The sequence below is a fragment of the Legionella sp. ST3F1 genome, from assembly GCF_048553315.1.
Classification (GTDB): domain Bacteria; phylum Pseudomonadota; class Gammaproteobacteria; order Legionellales; family Legionellaceae; genus Tatlockia; species Tatlockia donaldsonii.
On the sequence record NZ_JBLZIO010000013.1, the window covers coordinates 61,448 to 79,345 of the forward strand.

The window sequence follows — 17,898 nt, forward strand, 5'->3', positions numbered from 1 at the left end:
GAGTTTTGAGTCATGCCCCGTACCAGAGTAAAAAAAGGTGGTTTGCATATCTCTGCTACTGATAAACGGGTAGAGCGTGTTTTTCCTGGAGTACGTGGGTCTTTGAGCCAAAGTATTACCGTTGATAACGGTAAGGGGCCTGTCGAACTTAAAAAAGGCACTCGAGTTATTATTCAGCCGCTTAACCTTGACGCACCGAACGAAGAACCACGATTCAAAATAACTTGTTTTAATGATAATAAGGCAAGTGCTGATGACTCACTCCCGGAAAGTCAACGTGATATTGTACGTGGTGAAAGCTATACGTATACAACGACTGACTCTTCTTGCTTTCGTTTTGATGAGCATTATGAGCGTAGTGTTGAGCCCTTATTTCCAGATCCAGGGTCACCTTCATTAAGCGAAATTAACCAGGGACAAATTCCAGATTGTTTTTTACTTGCTTCAATACAAGCTATCCTAAACCAGCCTAATGGTGCTGCCTTTCTTCGTGGGATGATGGTGCAAAATAATGACGGTACGACAACCGTTAGATTATTTAATCCAAAAACGCTAGAGCCAGTGTATAAACGGATAACGACAGCGATTATACATGATCAGAGCGGTGCATTAAGTGGCCATAAGGCTTTATGGGTGCATGTATTGGAATCAGCTTATGCCACCATGCAAACCAGGCATGACGGAGAAGTAGATGCGTCCATAAGTTCTGTATTCAATGAAGGTGGTTTTTCAGCGACGGCAACTAAGATTTTAACCGGAATAAATACTCGCTCCGAAAAGGTTGGGGCAAAGGTGGAACAGCCTTGGAATATTCCCCAATTTATTGAAGCGGATAATTTAGAGTTTATTAAGAGCACAATTAAGACAGGGCTTAATAAGCCGGTTTATTTGTTGTGCAATATAGATAAAATTATCGACATGTATCAGGACAGTCCTGCCTCACCTGCTCTTGATGCTTTACGAACAGAGTTCGCAATGGCGATTCCTGATGAAGAGATGACAGACTCTCTTACAGCTTACAAGGAATATAAAGATTATCTATTGTTTTATTTTGATAATAAAGCAGAATGCGACAAGATTTTTGCCTCAAAGGATACCGAGCCAACTAAATTATTGAAATTAATCGACCTTATAGGTGGCACCCACCCAGATGCACAGCAATTTATCAAACATTGCTTTAATTATATTGATGTACCGGTTGAAACGAATGTTGTTCGAGGTGAGCGAGATCCTTTTTCAGGCTATTATCAGGTCGATCAAATTCAACAATTCCGCGCGATAGAGAAAGCGTTAGCAGATGGTTGTCTGGTAACCGCTTCTACTCCGTCCAAATTCGATGAAGCTGTGCCAGGTCTCCGTAATCGACACGCTTATACGATATTAAAAGTGGTTACCCGCGAAGAAATAGTTGTTAATGCGAAGGGAGAGCAGTCAGCACGCCCAGTCTGTTATGTCCAAATGCGAAATCCCTGGGGTAGTACGGGACGTGTTTATCAACAAAAAGAAGGTGGTTTTGAAGCGCTTGAATCTAGGGAAGCTGGTATCTTTGAGATTGAACTTGTTGATTTTAATCGTTATTACAGCTCAATTCAGATTAGTGATTCAGCAAATAAGCGTTTTGCCTATGATGAAAAAATGCAAAAACTCTACAAGGAAGTTGAATTGGCTGTTGCTGATTTAAGGGTAGATGCTGGTGCTAGCTTATCGGAATTACAAGACTTTGATATACAGCACAAGCTCTGTGTGAAAAAGTTGATTGATTTGGAACTAACCCATCTTCATGCAGTCGATGAGAAGCTTTCTAAAGCCTTAGATGATATTTTTGCAGAAAAATATGATAGTGAACTTGAGGAAATGGCTGTAAAGGGGCTCATCAAGGATGTGCCTATGGATTTTTATACGGGTGATCCAGAAAAAAGAGATGCTCATCTTTATGCGTTACTCAAATTACGTTGGGCGATGAAACAAGAGCCACCTGATGTGGCTTTACAGGAAAAATTGCAGGCACAAGTTATTGACGCAGCAAACAGTTATGATTTTTGGAAAGACCTTTCCGCTAAAAAATTAAAGCAAGAAATAATTGTTAATAAATATGCCAGACATTGTGTAGACGAGTTAGATGCCTTTAATGCGTTATATGAACGCGTGGATGTAAAACTTAAAGAAATCACTGATTTTAAACAATCTGACCTTGTATTCTTCACATCGAATTTTGTTTTGTTGCAAGAACAAGTACTTCGAATTACCTCTATGAAGGCTGCATTGAAGAATTTAGGGTATGCTATTAGTGATGAAGAACTGTCCGACATGCATAATAAGTTAAAGAAGATTACAGACAAATTAATAGCTTGCGAAGCGATCAAAGAAGTCATGGACGAATTGCAGGGTAGCATTGAAGTGGTACGCCAAAAAGCCGCATTTGCTCATGAGAGAGGCATGCTAACTGAAGAGGAATGCCAAAGTATTGAAAAAGCTACAGCGCTAGTATTAGCTAATCCACAAAATACCCAAGCAATTAACCAATTAGCTTCGACTCTCCTCGAATCAGAGCAGCAACCGCGCAAAGAGATTGGGGAAGAGTTAACTACTATTGGCATGTTGGCAGAAAAATTAGTCAATCTCTGGACTAAGTTAAAAACATTTTTCCAACAAGCTGCAACATTTTTGTTTTTTAATAATCAGCAATACGAGACAGGGCCTCGTCCTTCAGATTCTCTTGAAGAGGACCCACCAGAGATTGGCAGCGGACTAAATTAAGAGAGTAATGATACAGGTTAAAGCTGGTTTATCCTGTATCAAACCTTCTTTTAACTCGTTAATTATTAGGTTTGCCAAGCAACGTCATCTTTTATGTCATACGTGTTTAGATGCTTTGCCTAAGTTGTACATTGGCCTTCCTTTCTTTTGATAGTACGTAATAAACGGATGAGAATAAATCAGTGATGTTACCGAAATGAGTTGGATGTTAGATACCTGATTGTAGTAAAAAATGATTAATGATATCGCTAACAGGCTTGGCAAGTCCGAGTTGGTTGAGCTCAGTTGCAGCGAACCAGTTTCCCGGGCATTCGTTAAGCACATTTTTCTTGCTGGTGGTTTTCAGCGCTAATGCTTTGATATATAAATGAAAGTGGCTAAAGCTATGTTTAAGTGTTAGTAACTCTGTAGGCTGCTGACTCGTTAAGGCATAGTTATTTGCTATATAGTCTCTGGGGCAAGTTGTAGTGTCAGCGATGATTGGCAGGCACCAAAGCCCTCCCCATAAACCGGATGGCGGTCTTTTTTCAAGGTAAATTTTATTATTGTCCGTATAAAGTAATAAAAACTGTTGCTGCTTGACTGGCAGGCTTTTCTTTAATTTTTTTTGAGGATACAAAGTAGTCTTATCATGAATATTTGCCAGGCAGGTCTTTCTTACTGGACAAGAAGTGCAATTAGGCTGTCTGGTTGTACAGCAAGTAGCGCCCAAGTCCATAATAGCTTGCGTATAATCGGCGCAACGTTGTGTGGGCATGCACTGATGGGCCAGTTGCCATAACTGTTGCTTCACAGCACTCTGTTCAGGCCAGCCATCAATTAGAAAATAACGACATAGCACACGTTTGACATTACCATCCAGAATGGCTGTTGGTTGATTAAAAGCTTGTGAGGCAATAGCTGCTGCGGTAGAGGGGCCTATACCTGGTAAGGCAACCAGTTCTGCCAAAGTAATAGGAAATTCACCTGCATATTCCTCACAAATAATTTTTGCTGTCTGAGAGAGGTTACGGGCACGGCTATAGTAGCCTAATCCTGACCAATGGGCTAAAACCTGATCTTCAGGCGCTTTAGCCAACTGCCAAATATCGGGAAAACTGTCTATAAAACGGTTGAAATAAGGTATGACCGTTTTAACCTGAGTTTGCTGCAGCATAATTTCAGAAACCCACACTCGATAAGCTGAGCGTGGGTGTTGCCAAGGTAAATCTTTGCGTCCATGCAAATCAAACCATGCCAATAATGGATTACTGAATTGCTCTTGTATCACGGTTATTACCGCTAAAAATGATTGTTTGAAGTTGTTGTTGAATTTGTTTAACCGGTTTTACTATGGTTTCAACAGGTTTCACCAACGTTTCCTTGAGCCAAGCTTTGGTCAATATGGGATTAATTTTTTTTAAATCGGGTAAAACAATAGGCTTTGTTAAAGTGCCTTGAACTAAAATAGGGAAACTGCCACCCAAAATCTGTTGAATTTTTTCTACTTTTTCATCGGTTAAAGCGACTTTTGCAAACAGATGACTATCGAGATTATAGTCTTTTAAATTCAGTATACCTTCCCCTTTTAATTGTAGTTTTTCGGCTTGTAATACCAGGGAATTGCTTTGCAACGTAGAGTCTTGGAGTTGATATTGGAAAGTAAGTAATTCAAAACGTGTGTTTCCTTTGAACATATTGGGATCATCAAATTGACCTAATTCCAGGGCTTGCTTTGCATCTTTCTTTGTGCTGGTCATTAATTTGTTGATTTTATTGCTTGTTTCATCAATAACTCTATCAAGATTAATTGATTCAACCACACCGTCTTTGATTGTTAGGCTGCCATTACCACTGGTGTGATCTGGCCAGTTAGAGTCTTGCATATTGGTTTGAGCATGGATAGAGAAATCCACACTGCCTTTAAATAAACGTTTCTTAACCAGGTCATAAAGGAGTTTACTACTATCAAGATTGGTAGCAGTTTGATTAACAGTTAGTTTTTTGCTGGCAAATTCATAACTAAGATCGCCAACGGATTGGCCATTATACAAACTCAAAGTTAAAGGATTTAAATGAAAAACGCCAATCTTGGTTTTTGCATTGGCATTAACTTTATTTATTTTTAGCTTTTTAAGGCGAACGTCTTGTAAGGACAATTGACCTTCCAGGGGAAGGTTTTGCAGTGCCATAACAGGATTATTAAATAAAGACGCTGATAGGGCGCTACTACCCTTAAAAGTAATATGTGCTTTTAAAAGGGGTTCACTAGCCTCTGAGACATCGAGTGTCGTTTTTAATTGGAGAGGGAAAGAATTTTTCTGCAGATTAAACTGTTCTGCTCCTATCTGTAAGCCAGAAAAAATTATTGTTTTCTGATTTTGCACAATAACAATCTGACCACGGCTTAATAAAAATCGCTCAATAGCAAATTGTTCCGTCATATTATTGGTTTTTGCACCATTATTGCTTTGTTTGCTTTTCTTAATTTTAGCTGGTGGTTGAGAATCTGGATTGATAGTAACGTGGAAACCGTCAACATTTAATTCGCTAAAAACCAATTTACCGCGTAATAAGGGAGTGATTTTCAAATGAAAAAGAAGGTTTTCCAGTTTTACTGAATAATTTGCGTTATCGTTTTCATTCCCTATCTGCACACCAGTAATTTTAATACCAGGGCGAGGGAATATCTGCCAGGAAATATCACCATTCACGAGACTTTTGCGTTCGGTCAAGGTGCTCAATTGGGAGCTGACATAGGATTTGACTGTTTCAGGTTTTATTGATTTTGCTAATGCCCATAAAGTGATGGCAGTGATTACAAAAAGAAGCGCGAAGCCAGTAACCAGTTTTTTTAAGAATTTCATGTTTGAATAATTGGGGATAAAATGGCAAGCATATACATAATGCAGGTCATGTCAAGTTAAAAACGATTAAAAAAAAACCAATATTGGATATTGCTAATATTTTATAAGGAGTTTAATCTGATAGTCTTCCCTGAAAAAAGTGGGGAAAGGCGTTGATTTGTGCTTTTTAGTTGTACTCAGGATGAGTCAATAAAGTCAAGGAGAGCGTCATGCAACGAAGTGAATGGGAAATTATAGTTCTTAAACCAACGGCTGTATTTTTATCATTCCTGTCATCCCAATTACCCGATCTGGAATTACCTGAATTAAACGAACTACAAACTGACAATACAGCTTATGTCATTCCCAGACAAGATAGCGAAGAAGCTACTTTAAATGAGATTGAGCGCCATTTTCCTACCATGTTCAGATATGAAATAAGTCGTTTGGCAGGGAAAAATACCCACAATCGGATTGAAGGGACTTTTCTCGATTTTTTATGTTGCTTCAAATTTGAATTGCATTCACAAATAGTTCTTATGGAGTCTTCAGTTGCTGAGGGGCGGCAGTTATTACGCATTAAACCTCGCTCTGTATTATTGAAGTGGATGAGAACTACTGTGGAGGAGAAAAATGAGATTGTCACCGCTTTAGAACGCATCAATTTATCTCACCTTGCTGAAAACGCAACAGTCATTATTAAAAATTTTGCCAAATTGGCGGATGTGAAACCTTTTCTTAAACACTATTACCGTCCTATTTTTGAAGCCGAAATGTTACGAATGTGTGATAGTGCTGAGGAATGGCCTGAAGTGGAGTCATATCAGGATTTTTGCCATTATTTTGCGGTTAATACTCACAGCCGATTGATTCATTTGCATTAATGAGTTTACCAAGTAATAACGCTATGAAAGTGCTGTAAGGAGATGAGCGCGGTTTATTATCAAGTGGATGATGGGTTTAAAATAAGAAAATACCTTAGGTAGTACGATATATGGTGAAAATAATATCGAGTTGGTGTTATAATGTTCAGATTAACAATGGTCGTGATTGTTGGCATTCAATCTGGTTATTTTTATTTATCGATTATAAATGAGTATAATTAGATCAACTAACCTAAAGGATGAGTCAAGTGGTCTACATTAAGCGAGATAAACAAGGTAAAATATGTGCACTTTATGCACGGTCAGCTGCTGGTACTGAGCAAATGGATATGGATGCTCCAGAAGTACTGGAATTTCTTAATCGCTGCGATAATGAGAATCGTTTTAAATTAACACAATCAGATTTACAGCTAATTCGTGTATTGGAAGATTTAATCGAAATATTAATCAGTAAAAATGTGATTACCATTACTGATTTCCCTCAAGTGGTAATTGATAAATTAGTAGAACGTCAACATATTCGTAAGCATTTAACCGGCGCAGTAGGAATGGAGTTTGATAATGAGATGTAAGTTGTTAACGTTATTTTTAAGTGGTTGTGTTTTTTTTGCTGGATCCCCCTCTTATAGTACAACGCTTGATGAGTTATTGCCGAATGAGCGTAATACAGTTGAAATATTTCAGAAATTTTCACCCAAAGTAGTGTATGTCCATCGCCTGGCGACAGTGAAACGCTCTTATGAGCATATGCAAGTGAAAGCTGGTGCTGGTTCGGGGATTATATGGGATGCAAAAGGTCATATTGTTACCAATTTTCATGTGGTCAATGGTGCAGAGCGTTTGGCGGTCAGTATTGGCAATTTAACAGTTCCTGCTCGAGTAATTGGTACCGAGCCCCGCAAGGATATTGCTGTGCTTGCTATCAGTTCACCGAAAGTATTGGAGTTATTAAAATCTTATGTACCTTTTGAATTAACTCATACTCACGATCTAATGGTAGGGCAAAAAACCATTGCCATAGGCAATCCTTTTGGTTTGGATCATAGTTTGACTGTGGGTGTTATTTCTGCATTAGGGCGCCAAGTTCCAGGAGCTGGGGGCGTGGCCATACGAGATATGATTCAAACGGATACCTCTATTAACCCTGGTAATTCAGGCGGGCCCTTGTTAGATAGTAAAGGGCGTTTGATCGGTTTAAATACAGCCATTTATTCCAATTCTGGTTCGTCAGCTGGCGTTGGTTTTGCCGTACCAGCGGATGATATTGCCCGTATTGTTCCACAAATTATCAAAAACGGCCGGGTTGTATTATCTGGTATTGGTATTCAGCGAGTTGAACCAAGTATCGCGCAACGTTTGGGTGTGAATCAGGGTATTTTAATCGCAGATGTTATACCCAAGACGCCTGCGGCTTTGGTAGGTCTGCGTGGAACAGGACGAGATCATTTGGGTCGTATGCATCTTGGCGATATTATTGTCGCTTTAAATGGCCACCCGGTGAAAAATTATGATGCTCTTTATCATCTGTTTACTGATATCAAGGTAGGCGAAAAAATAACGCTAACAATACTCAGAGGTGGTAAACAGATTAACCATAAAATGAAAACGATTGATATTGCTGCTTACTAAGCAGTTAAAATCCCCTGGCAGTATAGCGCTCAGGGGATGAAATTAATTAATACCATATTGATCCTGATAAGCGAGCAAGCGCTCCACTTCTCTCAATTGCCCATCCTGGCGCAAGTAGTTGATTAAATCGAACAGGGTGATAATGGATAAGACGCGAATACCTTGCGCCTCAATTTCTGCAAGAGTAGATTGATTTGTTATACCACGTTCACAGCGATCAAGGGCAATAACAACGGTTGTAAGCTTGCCGCCATTTTCGACAATTAATGCTTGTGATTCGCGAAAGGCTGTTCCCGCTGTAATGACATCATCGATAATAACTGTATTACCATGCAGGGGAGCGCCTATGAGTTGTCCGCCTTCGCCATGCGTTTTAGCCTCTTTGCGATTAAAAGTAACGGTTATATCCTTTCCCAGTTCAGCAAGGGCAATTGCTGTCGCAGTTGCCAGAGGAAGGCCTTTGTAGGCGGGACCAAACAAATGTTGGAAATCAATACGATGTTTTATTAATGTCTTGGCATAAAATTGACCGAGTTGGCGTAGGGCTTCACCTTGATAAAACAGTCCTGCATTAAAAAAATAAGGGCTTAGACGCCCAGATTTTAAAGTAAACTCACCAAACTTTAAGACTTGGCAATCCAGGGCTAAGCGAATAAACGTTTCTTTATAATTATCCATTTAAACATCCTATAAAATAAATCAAGCAAACCTGCAGTCAATAATCAATTCAAAGTAAGATACTTTATAAGGATAAAGGCTTAATTCGAAGATTTTAAAAAAAATCGTTAACAATCAATAAAAAACTGTTATGCTAATCATAATGCTTGGGCACTCAAGCATTGTGATGTATCCATTGTAGCGCAAATTAAGAGGTATTTGAGGCATTTCTTTTATAGTTGCCCGCAATTTGAACTGCGTGGATGCTGAAATGTTTGCCCTACCGCTTTAGGTAGAAGAGTTTAAGAAGGGGATAGTGAATGTCGCAAAGAGAAACTGGCCATGTTAAGTGGTTCAATGAAAAAAAGGGATTTGGATTTATCGTCAATCAACAGGGCGATGATATATTTGTGCATTACAAAGATATTCAAGGTGTTGGGTTCAAAACCTTACATGAAAATGATTCAGTAACTTTTATTCTTGATAAAGGTCCCAAAGGGTTCAAAGCACAAGATGTTATAGTTGTTAGCGAATAATTATTAAGCAAGTCAGGCTGATGTGCCTGGCTTGATATTTATTGCTAATGGTTTGCTTGGATTCCTAATCTAACTATTTCTTGACCTTCAGGGGTGAGAATCGTTATTATTCGCACATTCTGGTTTATTTGAAATCAAGAGACGAGGTTCAGCTCGTTATCGCCAATGATTTTTTAACTCAAGTATGAGTTGTTAGGCTGCAAGGTACGGCAGTACTGCAATTCAGGTGAATTTAATAATTAATAACCAAAGCGTGAAGAACCTCACAAACGGTAGGAGTCGTGGAATGGAATCGGTGCAACGTGTTGCAGTCATTACAGGGGCTGCGAGTGGTATTGGCCTTGCGTTAGCTCGGGTTTGTATCCAGCGTGGGATTCATGTGGTTATGGCTGATAATGCTGTTACCGCACTTTGTGATCGAGTTGAGCAATTAAGTACGCAGGCAAAGGTTGATGTTCTTGGCGTTGTTTGTGATGTAACAAAGCCCGAAAGCCTCCGGCATTTGGCAAAACAAAGTTATGAGCATTTTAACCGTATAGATTGGTTATTCAACAATGCTGGTGTAAGTGGTCATTTAGCCCCGATATGGGAATTAACAAGTGAACACATTCGTAAAGTGATGGATATCAATTTGCATGGTGTGATTCATGGAATACAAGCTTTCTTGCCCTTAATGTTTAAACAAACTCATCGTGCCCATGTGATAAATATGGCGAGTTTTTATGGGTTATGTAGCGGTTCACAGATGGCTGCTTATGCAATGTCTAAGCATGCCGTAGTTGCACTTTCCGAGTCGTTGTATTTTGATCTGAAACGTTTGGATAAACCCGTTGATGTATCGGTGATTTGCCCATCTTTTGCCAATACTCAGTTACTCACTAATTCCGCTCCTTTGCATGCGGACAAATTACACCATATGGTAGCTGATTTAGTGGCTCGCAGCCGACCTGCTGAAGATGTGGCTGAACACATTGTACGGGAAGTAGAAAATAAAACCTTTTATATTTTACCCGATAGGGAAGTAAAAGAGTATTGCGAAGAACGGACCAAGGCTATTATCGAGCAAACAGAGCCGTATCAACATAGTCTTGAAAAAATTATTGCTTCTTTAAGCAAACGCGCTATGGCAGGCTAGATAGACACTATCAAGAGAGTATTTGACTTCAATAGGCTTTCTGATTACCTTTGCGGGCAGAAAAATGATGGAGTAGTGAATGCCTGATCAAATATCTTATTTATTAAAAAAGAAAGTATTCTTACCCTTTTTTTTGACCCAGTTTTTTGGTGCTTTCAACGATAATGCTTATAAATTATCCATATTAACTTTGATTAGTTACCATTTGAGTACCACTCCAACTCAATCAGAGCATTACCAAGCTTGGGCTGGAGCTTTATTTATTCTGCCATTTTTTCTGTTTTCTGCTACTGCAGGGCAGCTGGCAGATAAATACGATAAAGCTAAAATGGCTCGATGGGTAAAAGCATTTGAGGTTCTACTCATGGTTGTTGGTGCCTTTGCCTTGCATTATCAAACTGTTTTACTGATGATGATGGTTTTAACAGGAATGGGTATCCATTCAAGTTTTTTTGGACCGTTAAAATATGCTATTTTGCCCGATCTGTTGCCGCGTCCGTTATTACTTAATGCAACCGCGTTAATCGAGTCAAGCACCTTTTTAGCCATTCTGTTAGGAACTACTTTTGGTGCCTTGGTTATTGGAAATACAGAGGCTCATATAAGTTACGCAATAGTATTAACCAATATAATAGCAATTCTTGGTTTGCTTTCCAGTTTATTTATTCCAAATACACCACCCAAAATAGAAACGTTGAAAGTAGATTGGCATGTTTGGCATGCAACTAGATTAATGTTGAAAGAAACCATGCTAAATAGAAAGGTCCTACCGACGATTTTTACTATCTCATGGTTTTGGTTGCTCGGTGCCGTTGTTCTCACCAAACTACCCGATTATATGCATTATGTTTTAAATGCTGATACAACTGTTTTTGCAGTTTTTTTAGCACTATTTTCGATTGGTATTGCGTTTGGATCTATTGCAATTGGGTATTTGCTGGGAGGAAAAATTACCTTAAAATATGTACCTTTGGCCATGCTGCTATTATCTGCATTTGCTATCGACTTGTATTTTGCATCGCCTAAAGTCACTTCTACGTTACCTTTGCAAAAACTCTCTCTATTTTTTACTCAAGTAAATAACATACGCATTACTATTGATTTTTTCCTTTTTTCCTTTTGCGGTGGTTTATTTATTGTTCCTTTGTATACTTTCCTGCAGGTAGCTAGTGAAGATGATATGCGAGCCCGTGTAATCGCAAGTAATAATATCTGCAATGCCTTATTTATGGTACTCGGTTCTCTTTTGGTGATATTTTTACTGTACCTACAATTAGGTATAGCAGTTATTTTTCTTATACTTGCTATTTTAAATGCCTTCGTAGCGATAGGATTGTGGTTACTATTGCGTAAATATTTTAAAAATTAAATCAGGGGCTGTTTATCTATACTATCTTATTATTTATGAGCTTGATTTTCTTTGCTGAACGGTAGTGCTAGAAAATAAGACTCATAATTGCCCAAGCTGGCAAGCTATTTCATTTGTTTAAGGGATGCTTATGAATAGTTCTATCGCTCTTATTGTAAATAAAAAAGCTAAAAATGCCCCTCAAATAACTAATTATCTTACGGCATTCGATGATAAGGGAATTAATTATTATTATTTTGTCGTTGAACCCAATGATTTGGTAAGTACTATTCAAGACTGTATAAAAAAATTTAAGATTTTATTAGTCGGTGGTGGAGATGGAACAATTCGCAGTGCTGCTCAATATTGTGTTAATACCTCTACAATTCTTGGTGTACTTCCTCTTGGCACAATGAATCATTTTGTAAAGGAGTTATCGTTACCTGCAGATATAAATAGTATATTGGATGCTATTGCAAAACCTCACACTATAAAAATTGATCTGGCTGAAGTGAATGGGTTGGTATTTGTTAATAATTCATCACTTGGTATTTATCCTCAATTCGCTCGAAGAAGAGATTATTATGCAAAATTTTATCATAAGTGGTTGAGTTATATACCCAGCATTATTCAGACTTTCCGACATCATGGAACGTTCCAGATTACGATAAAAAATGAAAATTTGGATTTATCGCTGAATACTTCTTTTTTTATGGTTAGTAATAATCTTTACTCTTATCAATTTCCTACCAAAATAGAACGTAGTAATTTCAAACAAGCGCTTCTTGGTATTTATTTTTTGAAGTATGGCAAGCTTAGCCTGGAAAAAATGATTCAACACCTCTTGGGAAAGAGCACTAATTTTGAAATAATGAAATCTGCGACTCCAATTAAAGTAGAAGTTAAGAATAAAGAAAAAATCTCTATTTCCTTGGATGGAGATGCTGTAGTGACTGATTGCCCCTTGATTTATAAAACTATACCTAAGTCTCTTCAACTGTTGACGAATAAATATGAGAATAATCCACATTTCTGATTTGCATTTTGGAATGCATCAAGATCATGTTAGAGAGGCTTTTTTAGCTGAGTTAGCCTTATTAAAACCTGAAATTATAATCATTTCAGGTGATTTGACCCAACGTGCCAAGACCTATCAATTTGAGTTATTGCAATCTTTTTTACGGTGTTTGCCATGCGAAGTCCTGGTTGTGCCTGGCAATCATGATATTCCTCTATACAATCTGCTTGGGAGACTATTTTATCCATTTAAAGCGTATAAAAAATACATTGCCAAGCATTTCAATGCTCAATTCTCTACAGATTCTCTTGCAATTTTGGGTGTTAATAGTGTTGATCCATATCAAATTAAAGATGGCCAATTATCATCAAAAATAATTAAGAAAATAAAGCAATATTTCAGAACAGAGAAAAAAGCCGTTAATATCTTATTTTTTCACCATAATTTTGATCGAATTGAAGGGTTACACAAACCTTTGGAAAATGAAATGGAGTTTCTCTCTTTTTTGCGCAGTAGTGATATTGATATAGTGTGCACGGGACATCTTCACTATGCGCATGTGAGTTTAATCAAAAAAGATAACATGAAACCTTGTCTGATTTTGCATGCCGGAACTTTATTGTGCACACGGAGTAGAGATGCTTTGAATAGTTATTTTGTTATTGACTTGGAAGGCGGCCAATGCGCTATTGATTGGCGTGTTTTTGTTAAAGAGCAGTTTTTATCGCGCAAAAATTATTCAATAAAATTATCGGAAGCCAATGCTCTATTGGAGTAGTTAACCTTCATGCCTGGCAATAGCTACTAGTTGAAGGTTAACCATGTGATTCCAATTTGTTCTGTTTACCCTATGCTTCCAGCCAGTCTTGAGCGGGTAGAAAATCACTGTACAGGCTGGCCTCTGCCGTGTTTTCTTGTGGATGCCAGTCATATTTCCAGTGCACTTCGGGAGGCAGTGACATCAAAATAGATTCAGCTCGTCCACCTGATTGTAAGCCAAACAAGGTACCGCGATCATAGATTAGGTTAAATTCAACATAACGCCCGCGTCTATATAGTTGGAAAGCTTTTTCTCGTGGGCCATAAGGCAGATCCATGCGCTTCTTAACAATGGGTTCGTAAGCTTTCATGAAATGGTTGCCTATACTTTGCATCAAGCCAAAACTATGAGAAAAACCGCCTTCATTGAAATCATCAAAAAATAATCCTCCAATACCGCGCGCCTCTTGACGATGTTTAAGATAGAAATATTGGTCACACCATGATTTAAAGCGCGGATAAAGATCACTGCCAAACGGTTGACAGGCAGCAAGGGCTGTTCGGTGCCAATGTTGGCAATCCTCGCGAAAACCGTAATAGGGTGTCAGATCGAATCCACCACCAAACCACCAAACAGGGGGGGTATTTTCTTTTTCAGCAACAAAAAAACGTACATTAGCATGTGAAGTTGGCACATAAGGATTATCAGGATGAATAACAAGCGATACCCCAAGAGCACTGAAATAGCAGCCTGCAAGTTCTGGACGGTGGCTGCTGGCGGAAGGGGGAAGTTGCTCACCTGAGACGTGGGAAAAATTGACTCCTGCTTTGGCAAACACTTTTCCCTCATTAAAGACACGCGTTAAACCGCCACCACCTTGCGGTCTCGTCCACGAGTCCTCGTGAAATTGCCCTTGGCCGTCGAGTTCAGTTAAGGTGTTACAGATATTATTTTGCAATTGCAAAAGATAAGATTTAATGGATTCAATGGCATTTTCTGGTAGCTCTGCAGACTTATCTTTCATTTGATTACCTCTGATTCAATCAGGCATTCCTGGCACGATTATCAAGAGTTTCCCTATTCATTGAGTTATAAGTTACTAAGTGAACAACATAAGCAACTTACTCTTAAATCGTGTTAATGACAATCATCGCGAGAAAATTTCATAAAACCTTATTAGGGTTTTTGGGAGTCGGAGAATTAAAAGAATAGACGTCACCAGAATTGGCTACAGGGGAGAAGTGCAAGCGTAGAGCTGGAGTGCCCACGGAAAGTACAAGAGGAATGCGGGCACTGTAGCGAAGCAATTCTTTTTTGCAGCGAGTTTACGAAGAAATTTAATGAATTGGCACAGCATTTGCTTTGCATGCTACTACAGGGTTACAGGAGTAAAGGAATGGCATTAGATCTGGATAGTTACCTCGGTATACATGCGAAGGCATTAGTGCTTCGCGATCAACGTTCATCGCAACTTGCTCATAACCTGGCAAATGTGAGTACACCTAATTATAAAGCTAGAGATATTGATTTTAATGATGTTTTAGCCCAGTCCATGTCATCCTCTGCTCAACAAATGGTTGTGGATAATCCAAACCATATCGATGGGCAGACAAATTTTGCAGGTCAACTTAAATATCGCACACCGAGTCATGTGTCATTAGACGGTAACACGGTTGATAAGGATTTGGAGATAACTGAATTTGCTCGAAATGCGATCTCTTACCAGGCAAGTTTAACTTTCTTGGATAATAAGATTAAGTCAATGATAACGGCGTTGAGAGGAGAATAATCATCATGTCATTGAATAACGTTTTTGACATTGCTGGTTCAGCGTTGGTTGCTGAAACTACACGCCTGGCAAGTAGTGCCAGTAATATGAGCAACGCCAATGTTGTAACGGGTAGTCCAGAGGGTACTTACCGAGCCCAATATCCAGTGTTCCAGGAAATACAGGAAGAGAGTCAGCAATGGATGAATAATGAAGTTCGGGCAGGAGTCGCAGTCCCGCAAATTTATGAAAGTCAGGCAGAGCCTGTCAAACAGTATCAACCTAATCACCCACTGGCTGATAAAGATGGCTTTGTTTATTCACCCAATATTAATTACGTGGAAGAAATGGCGAATATTATTTCTGCATCGAGAGCCTATCAAATGGATCTTGAAATGCTTAATACCAGCAAACAATTAATACAACGCACTTTGCAGTTAGGACAGTAAGGGGTAAATAATGACTACGAATTCGGTGAATGGGGCAAATATAGGTGTCAATCAATTGTCACAGGCAGGAACTACGCAAAGCAAGGGATTAGGCCAACAGGATTTTTTAAGATTGATGGTCGCACAGGTTCAACATCAAGATCCCCTGGAGCCTAGTACTAACGGTGACTTCCTGGCCCAATTGGCACAGTTTAGTACGAATGACGGTATTACTAAGATGCAAGAATCGATTGAGCAACTTGCTACCTCTTTGCAATCAAATCAGGCATTACAAGCCTCCGCTTTAGTGGGCCGTAAGGTGTTAGTGAATAGTACTACCTTAAGCCTTGGACAAGAAGGTGATACAAAAGCTGCCGTTGATATTCCTGCTGGGGTGAGTGATTTGACAGCTTCTATTTATGCCGAATCAGGGGAGTTAATTAGAAAAATTCCTTTAGGGCAACGAAGTGCGGGACAATTTGAGTTCAGTTGGGATGGATTTAATCAGAAAGGTGAGCGTGTTTCTGCTGGAAAATATGCCATTAAAGTAAATGGCATTTATTCTGGCAAGGAAGTTGCCTTAAGAACTATGACAGCGGCCAATGTAGACAGCGTGAGTTTAGGTCAAAATGGTGAGGGTTTAAAATTGAATGTTGCCGGTGTGGGGCCGGTATCACTCAATGACGTAAAACAAATTACCGGATAAATGGAATTTGCAGCGCATTCAAGAGAATGAACTACAAGTGCCAAAGGTTATCAAATTAGGGTTAAATCTGATAACCAGAATCAAACGGACAGGAGGCAATCATGGTATTTGGAACAGCACTGAGTGGAATTCAGGCAGCATCTTCTGATTTGGATGTGATTGGTAATAATATTGCAAACTCGGCAACCACGGGTTTTAAAAGTTCGCGGGCTGAATTTGCTGATGTATATGCCACGGGCTCTTATGGAGGCGGTGCCAATTCTATTGGAAGTGGTGTACGTCTATCCCGAGTACAGCAAACGTTTGGTCAAGGCAGTTTTACTTTTACCAATAACAGTCTTGATCTGGCCGTTAGTGGTTCCGGTTTCTTTGTTTTGGATGATCAAGGCTCCAAAGTTTACACCCGAGCAGGTGCCTTTGGGGTAAGTAATGATGGTTATATCGTAAATAGTTCCAATCAACGTTTGACAGGGCTAATTGCCGATCAATCTGGTGCGTTAAGTAGTTTGGCCGGTGATCTGCAAATTAATACCGCTAATATCAACCCAAATGCTACAACACTCCTGACCAGTGGCTTAAATTTATATTCGAATGCCACAGCGCCGACGGTCAATTGGGCGGGTGGTGTTTCTCCTGCAAGTGATACTTACAACAATGTTACATCCTCGACAATTTATGACAGCCTGGGGAACTCACATGTTTTATCCATGTATTTTATTCATGCTGATTCCGGTGCTGTTCTAGGGGCTCCGAATGCGTCTACACCTCCAGGAACGACTAACCAATGGTATGTGGCATTCCAATTGGATAATCAGGATCTTCCCCCTTTAGGTGCTGTTAACAACACGGATAATTTATATCGTATTAATTTTAATAGTGATGGATCTTTTGCCAGTGCGGCAGATTTAACCAATGCTCCTTTAGCCAATAACCAGATTCCTCTATCAATCGCTTTAACGAATGGAGCAAATCCTCTAGCGTTTAACGTAGACCTCACCAATAGTACTCAATTTGGTAGTCCTTTTGCAGTGCAATCAAACGTTCAAAATGGTTTTACCACAGGGCGCCTGGATGGTTTGGATATCGATGAAGAAGGTATTTTATTTGGACGTTATACGAATGGGCAATCGCGAGTCATGGGGCAAGTTCAGTTAGCCAATTTTGCCAATCCTGATGGTTTGCAGTCTTTAGGAAATACCAATTGGGCTGAAACTTCAGCGTCAGGACAAGCTTTGATTGGTAACCCTGGCACCGGTAGTCTTGGTTTGATCCAATCAGGTGCGCTTGAAGATTCAAACGTGGATCTGACCGGTGAGTTAGTCAAGTTAATTGGTGCCCAGCGGAATTTCCAGGCCAATGCCCAGACTATACGAACTGCGGATGCGGTAACGCAAACAATTATTAATATCCGTTAAAAATAGGCTATGAATAATCGCTGTGAAAGATG

17 protein-coding genes are annotated in these 17,898 nt (G+C 39.3%); 13 read left to right on the forward strand and 4 right to left on the reverse strand.

Annotation, left to right across the window (positions count from 1 at the left end; all coding sequences use genetic code 11):
• The first annotated feature begins 12 nt into the window (after window positions 1-12).
• A complete protein-coding gene (locus ACN4Z1_RS10205; RefSeq protein ID WP_228364571.1) occupies window positions 13-2,757 on the forward strand; it encodes a C2 family cysteine protease in 2,745 nt (914 codons plus the stop codon).
• A 208-nt stretch (window positions 2,758-2,965) separates the two neighbouring features.
• Here the strand turns inward: ACN4Z1_RS10205 and mutY are convergent, their stop codons facing one another.
• Both mutY and ACN4Z1_RS10215 read right to left on the reverse strand, forming a co-directional pair.
• Window positions 2,966-4,033 carry an A/G-specific adenine glycosylase gene (gene mutY, locus ACN4Z1_RS10210; protein WP_370634630.1) on the reverse strand — a complete coding sequence of 356 codons (1,068 nt, stop codon included), beginning with the start codon at window positions 4,031-4,033 and terminating at the stop codon, window positions 2,966-2,968.
• On the reverse strand, window positions 4,005-5,603 hold the full coding sequence (locus ACN4Z1_RS10215; protein WP_228364573.1) for an AsmA family protein: 1,599 nt from the start codon (window positions 5,601-5,603) through the stop codon (window positions 4,005-4,007). Before ACN4Z1_RS10215 ends, mutY begins: the two co-directional genes overlap by 29 nt.
• Window positions 5,604-5,812: 209 nt before the next feature.
• On the opposite strand from ACN4Z1_RS10215, the gene ACN4Z1_RS10220 reads away from it, so the two are divergent.
• The 3 genes from ACN4Z1_RS10220 (at window position 5,813) to ACN4Z1_RS10230 (ending at window position 8,095) form a co-directional block, all read left to right on the forward strand.
• A complete protein-coding gene (locus ACN4Z1_RS10220; protein WP_115221520.1) occupies window positions 5,813-6,466 on the forward strand; it encodes a hypothetical protein in 654 nt (217 codons plus the stop codon).
• A gap of 239 nt (window positions 6,467-6,705) precedes the next feature.
• Window positions 6,706-7,038 (forward strand): hypothetical protein, encoded by a 333-nt coding sequence (locus tag ACN4Z1_RS10225; protein WP_228364574.1) that lies wholly within the window; start codon window positions 6,706-6,708, stop codon window positions 7,036-7,038.
• Window positions 7,028-8,095: a S1C family serine protease gene (locus tag ACN4Z1_RS10230; RefSeq protein WP_228364575.1), complete on the forward strand. Its 1,068-nt coding sequence runs from the start codon at window positions 7,028-7,030 to the stop codon at window positions 8,093-8,095. The genes ACN4Z1_RS10225 and ACN4Z1_RS10230 overlap by 11 nt, the downstream gene beginning before the upstream one ends.
• 42 nt (window positions 8,096-8,137) lie before the next feature.
• On the opposite strand, the gene pyrE is transcribed toward ACN4Z1_RS10230, so the two are convergent.
• Window positions 8,138-8,773: an orotate phosphoribosyltransferase gene (gene pyrE, locus ACN4Z1_RS10235; RefSeq protein WP_228364576.1), complete on the reverse strand. Its 636-nt coding sequence runs from the start codon at window positions 8,771-8,773 to the stop codon at window positions 8,138-8,140.
• A gap of 299 nt (window positions 8,774-9,072) precedes the next feature.
• Here pyrE and ACN4Z1_RS10240 point away from each other — a divergent pair, with 299 nt between their 5' ends.
• From ACN4Z1_RS10240 to ACN4Z1_RS10260, 5 genes are all read left to right on the forward strand, one after another.
• The gene (locus tag ACN4Z1_RS10240) at window positions 9,073-9,288 is read left to right on the forward strand and encodes a cold-shock protein (RefSeq protein WP_115221517.1); all 216 of its coding nucleotides are present in this window, start codon (window positions 9,073-9,075) and stop codon (window positions 9,286-9,288) included.
• Window positions 9,289-9,574: 286 nt separating this feature from the next.
• A complete protein-coding gene (locus ACN4Z1_RS10245) occupies window positions 9,575-10,423 on the forward strand; it encodes an SDR family NAD(P)-dependent oxidoreductase (protein ID WP_228364577.1) in 849 nt (282 codons plus the stop codon).
• 79 nt (window positions 10,424-10,502) lie between these two features.
• Window positions 10,503-11,792, forward strand: coding sequence for an MFS transporter (locus tag ACN4Z1_RS10250; RefSeq protein ID WP_228364578.1), 1,290 nt, complete (start codon window positions 10,503-10,505; stop codon window positions 11,790-11,792).
• 130 nt (window positions 11,793-11,922) lie between these two features.
• Complete coding sequence (locus ACN4Z1_RS10255) at window positions 11,923-12,807, forward strand: diacylglycerol/lipid kinase family protein (protein ID WP_228364579.1); 885 nt, start codon at window positions 11,923-11,925, stop codon at window positions 12,805-12,807.
• Window positions 12,785-13,567, forward strand: coding sequence for a metallophosphoesterase family protein (locus ACN4Z1_RS10260; protein WP_228364580.1), 783 nt, complete (start codon window positions 12,785-12,787; stop codon window positions 13,565-13,567). The genes ACN4Z1_RS10255 and ACN4Z1_RS10260 overlap by 23 nt, the downstream gene beginning before the upstream one ends.
• A gap of 70 nt (window positions 13,568-13,637) precedes the next feature.
• On the opposite strand, the gene hemF is transcribed toward ACN4Z1_RS10260, so the two are convergent.
• A complete protein-coding gene (gene hemF / locus ACN4Z1_RS10265) occupies window positions 13,638-14,573 on the reverse strand; it encodes an oxygen-dependent coproporphyrinogen oxidase (protein WP_419388271.1) in 936 nt (311 codons plus the stop codon).
• A 372-nt stretch (window positions 14,574-14,945) separates the two neighbouring features.
• Between hemF and flgB the strand changes: the two genes are divergently transcribed.
• The 4 genes from flgB to flgE all read left to right on the forward strand — a co-directional run bounded on the left by flgB (window position 14,946) and on the right by flgE (window position 17,866).
• Window positions 14,946-15,338 carry a flagellar basal body rod protein FlgB gene (gene flgB / locus ACN4Z1_RS10270; RefSeq protein WP_228364582.1) on the forward strand — a complete coding sequence of 131 codons (393 nt, stop codon included), beginning with the start codon at window positions 14,946-14,948 and terminating at the stop codon, window positions 15,336-15,338.
• A 5-nt stretch (window positions 15,339-15,343) separates the two neighbouring features.
• Window positions 15,344-15,766, forward strand: a complete 423-nt coding sequence (flgC, locus tag ACN4Z1_RS10275; protein WP_115221510.1) for a flagellar basal body rod protein FlgC — start codon at window positions 15,344-15,346, stop codon at window positions 15,764-15,766.
• 10 nt (window positions 15,767-15,776) lie between these two features.
• Window positions 15,777-16,451: a flagellar hook assembly protein FlgD gene (locus ACN4Z1_RS10280; protein ID WP_228364583.1), complete on the forward strand. Its 675-nt coding sequence runs from the start codon at window positions 15,777-15,779 to the stop codon at window positions 16,449-16,451.
• A gap of 101 nt (window positions 16,452-16,552) precedes the next feature.
• Entirely contained in the window at window positions 16,553-17,866 is a 1,314-nt protein-coding gene (gene flgE, locus ACN4Z1_RS10285; protein WP_228364584.1) for a flagellar hook protein FlgE, read from the forward strand.
• The last annotated feature ends 32 nt before the right edge of the window (window positions 17,867-17,898 follow it).

Bases quoted from the DNA above. Each gene is read 5' to 3' on its own strand.
- ACN4Z1_RS10240 (WP_115221517.1), top strand. From the start codon at position 9,073: ATGTCGCAAAGAGAAACTGGCCATGTTAAGTGGTTCAATGAAAAAAAG.
- ACN4Z1_RS10260 (WP_228364580.1), top strand. From the start codon at position 12,785: ATGAGAATAATCCACATTTCTGATTTGCATTTTGGAATGCATCAAGAT.
- pyrE (WP_228364576.1), bottom strand. From the start codon at position 8,773: ATGGATAATTATAAAGAAACGTTTATTCGCTTAGCCCTGGATTGCCAA.
- ACN4Z1_RS10245 (WP_228364577.1), top strand. From the start codon at position 9,575: ATGGAATCGGTGCAACGTGTTGCAGTCATTACAGGGGCTGCGAGTGGT.
- hemF (WP_419388271.1), bottom strand. From the start codon at position 14,573: ATGAAAGATAAGTCTGCAGAGCTACCAGAAAATGCCATTGAATCCATT.
- ACN4Z1_RS10280 (WP_228364583.1), top strand. From the start codon at position 15,777: ATGACTACGAATTCGGTGAATGGGGCAAATATAGGTGTCAATCAATTG.
- ACN4Z1_RS10215 (WP_228364573.1), bottom strand. From the start codon at position 5,603: ATGAAATTCTTAAAAAAACTGGTTACTGGCTTCGCGCTTCTTTTTGTA.
- ACN4Z1_RS10250 (WP_228364578.1), top strand. From the start codon at position 10,503: ATGCCTGATCAAATATCTTATTTATTAAAAAAGAAAGTATTCTTACCC.
- ACN4Z1_RS10205 (WP_228364571.1), top strand. From the start codon at position 13: ATGCCCCGTACCAGAGTAAAAAAAGGTGGTTTGCATATCTCTGCTACT.
- flgC (WP_115221510.1), top strand. From the start codon at position 15,344: ATGTCATTGAATAACGTTTTTGACATTGCTGGTTCAGCGTTGGTTGCT.
- ACN4Z1_RS10255 (WP_228364579.1), top strand. From the start codon at position 11,923: ATGAATAGTTCTATCGCTCTTATTGTAAATAAAAAAGCTAAAAATGCC.
- ACN4Z1_RS10225 (WP_228364574.1), top strand. From the start codon at position 6,706: ATGAGTCAAGTGGTCTACATTAAGCGAGATAAACAAGGTAAAATATGT.
- ACN4Z1_RS10230 (WP_228364575.1), top strand. From the start codon at position 7,028: ATGAGATGTAAGTTGTTAACGTTATTTTTAAGTGGTTGTGTTTTTTTT.
- flgB (WP_228364582.1), top strand. From the start codon at position 14,946: ATGGCATTAGATCTGGATAGTTACCTCGGTATACATGCGAAGGCATTA.
- flgE (WP_228364584.1), top strand. From the start codon at position 16,553: ATGGTATTTGGAACAGCACTGAGTGGAATTCAGGCAGCATCTTCTGAT.
- ACN4Z1_RS10220 (WP_115221520.1), top strand. From the start codon at position 5,813: ATGCAACGAAGTGAATGGGAAATTATAGTTCTTAAACCAACGGCTGTA.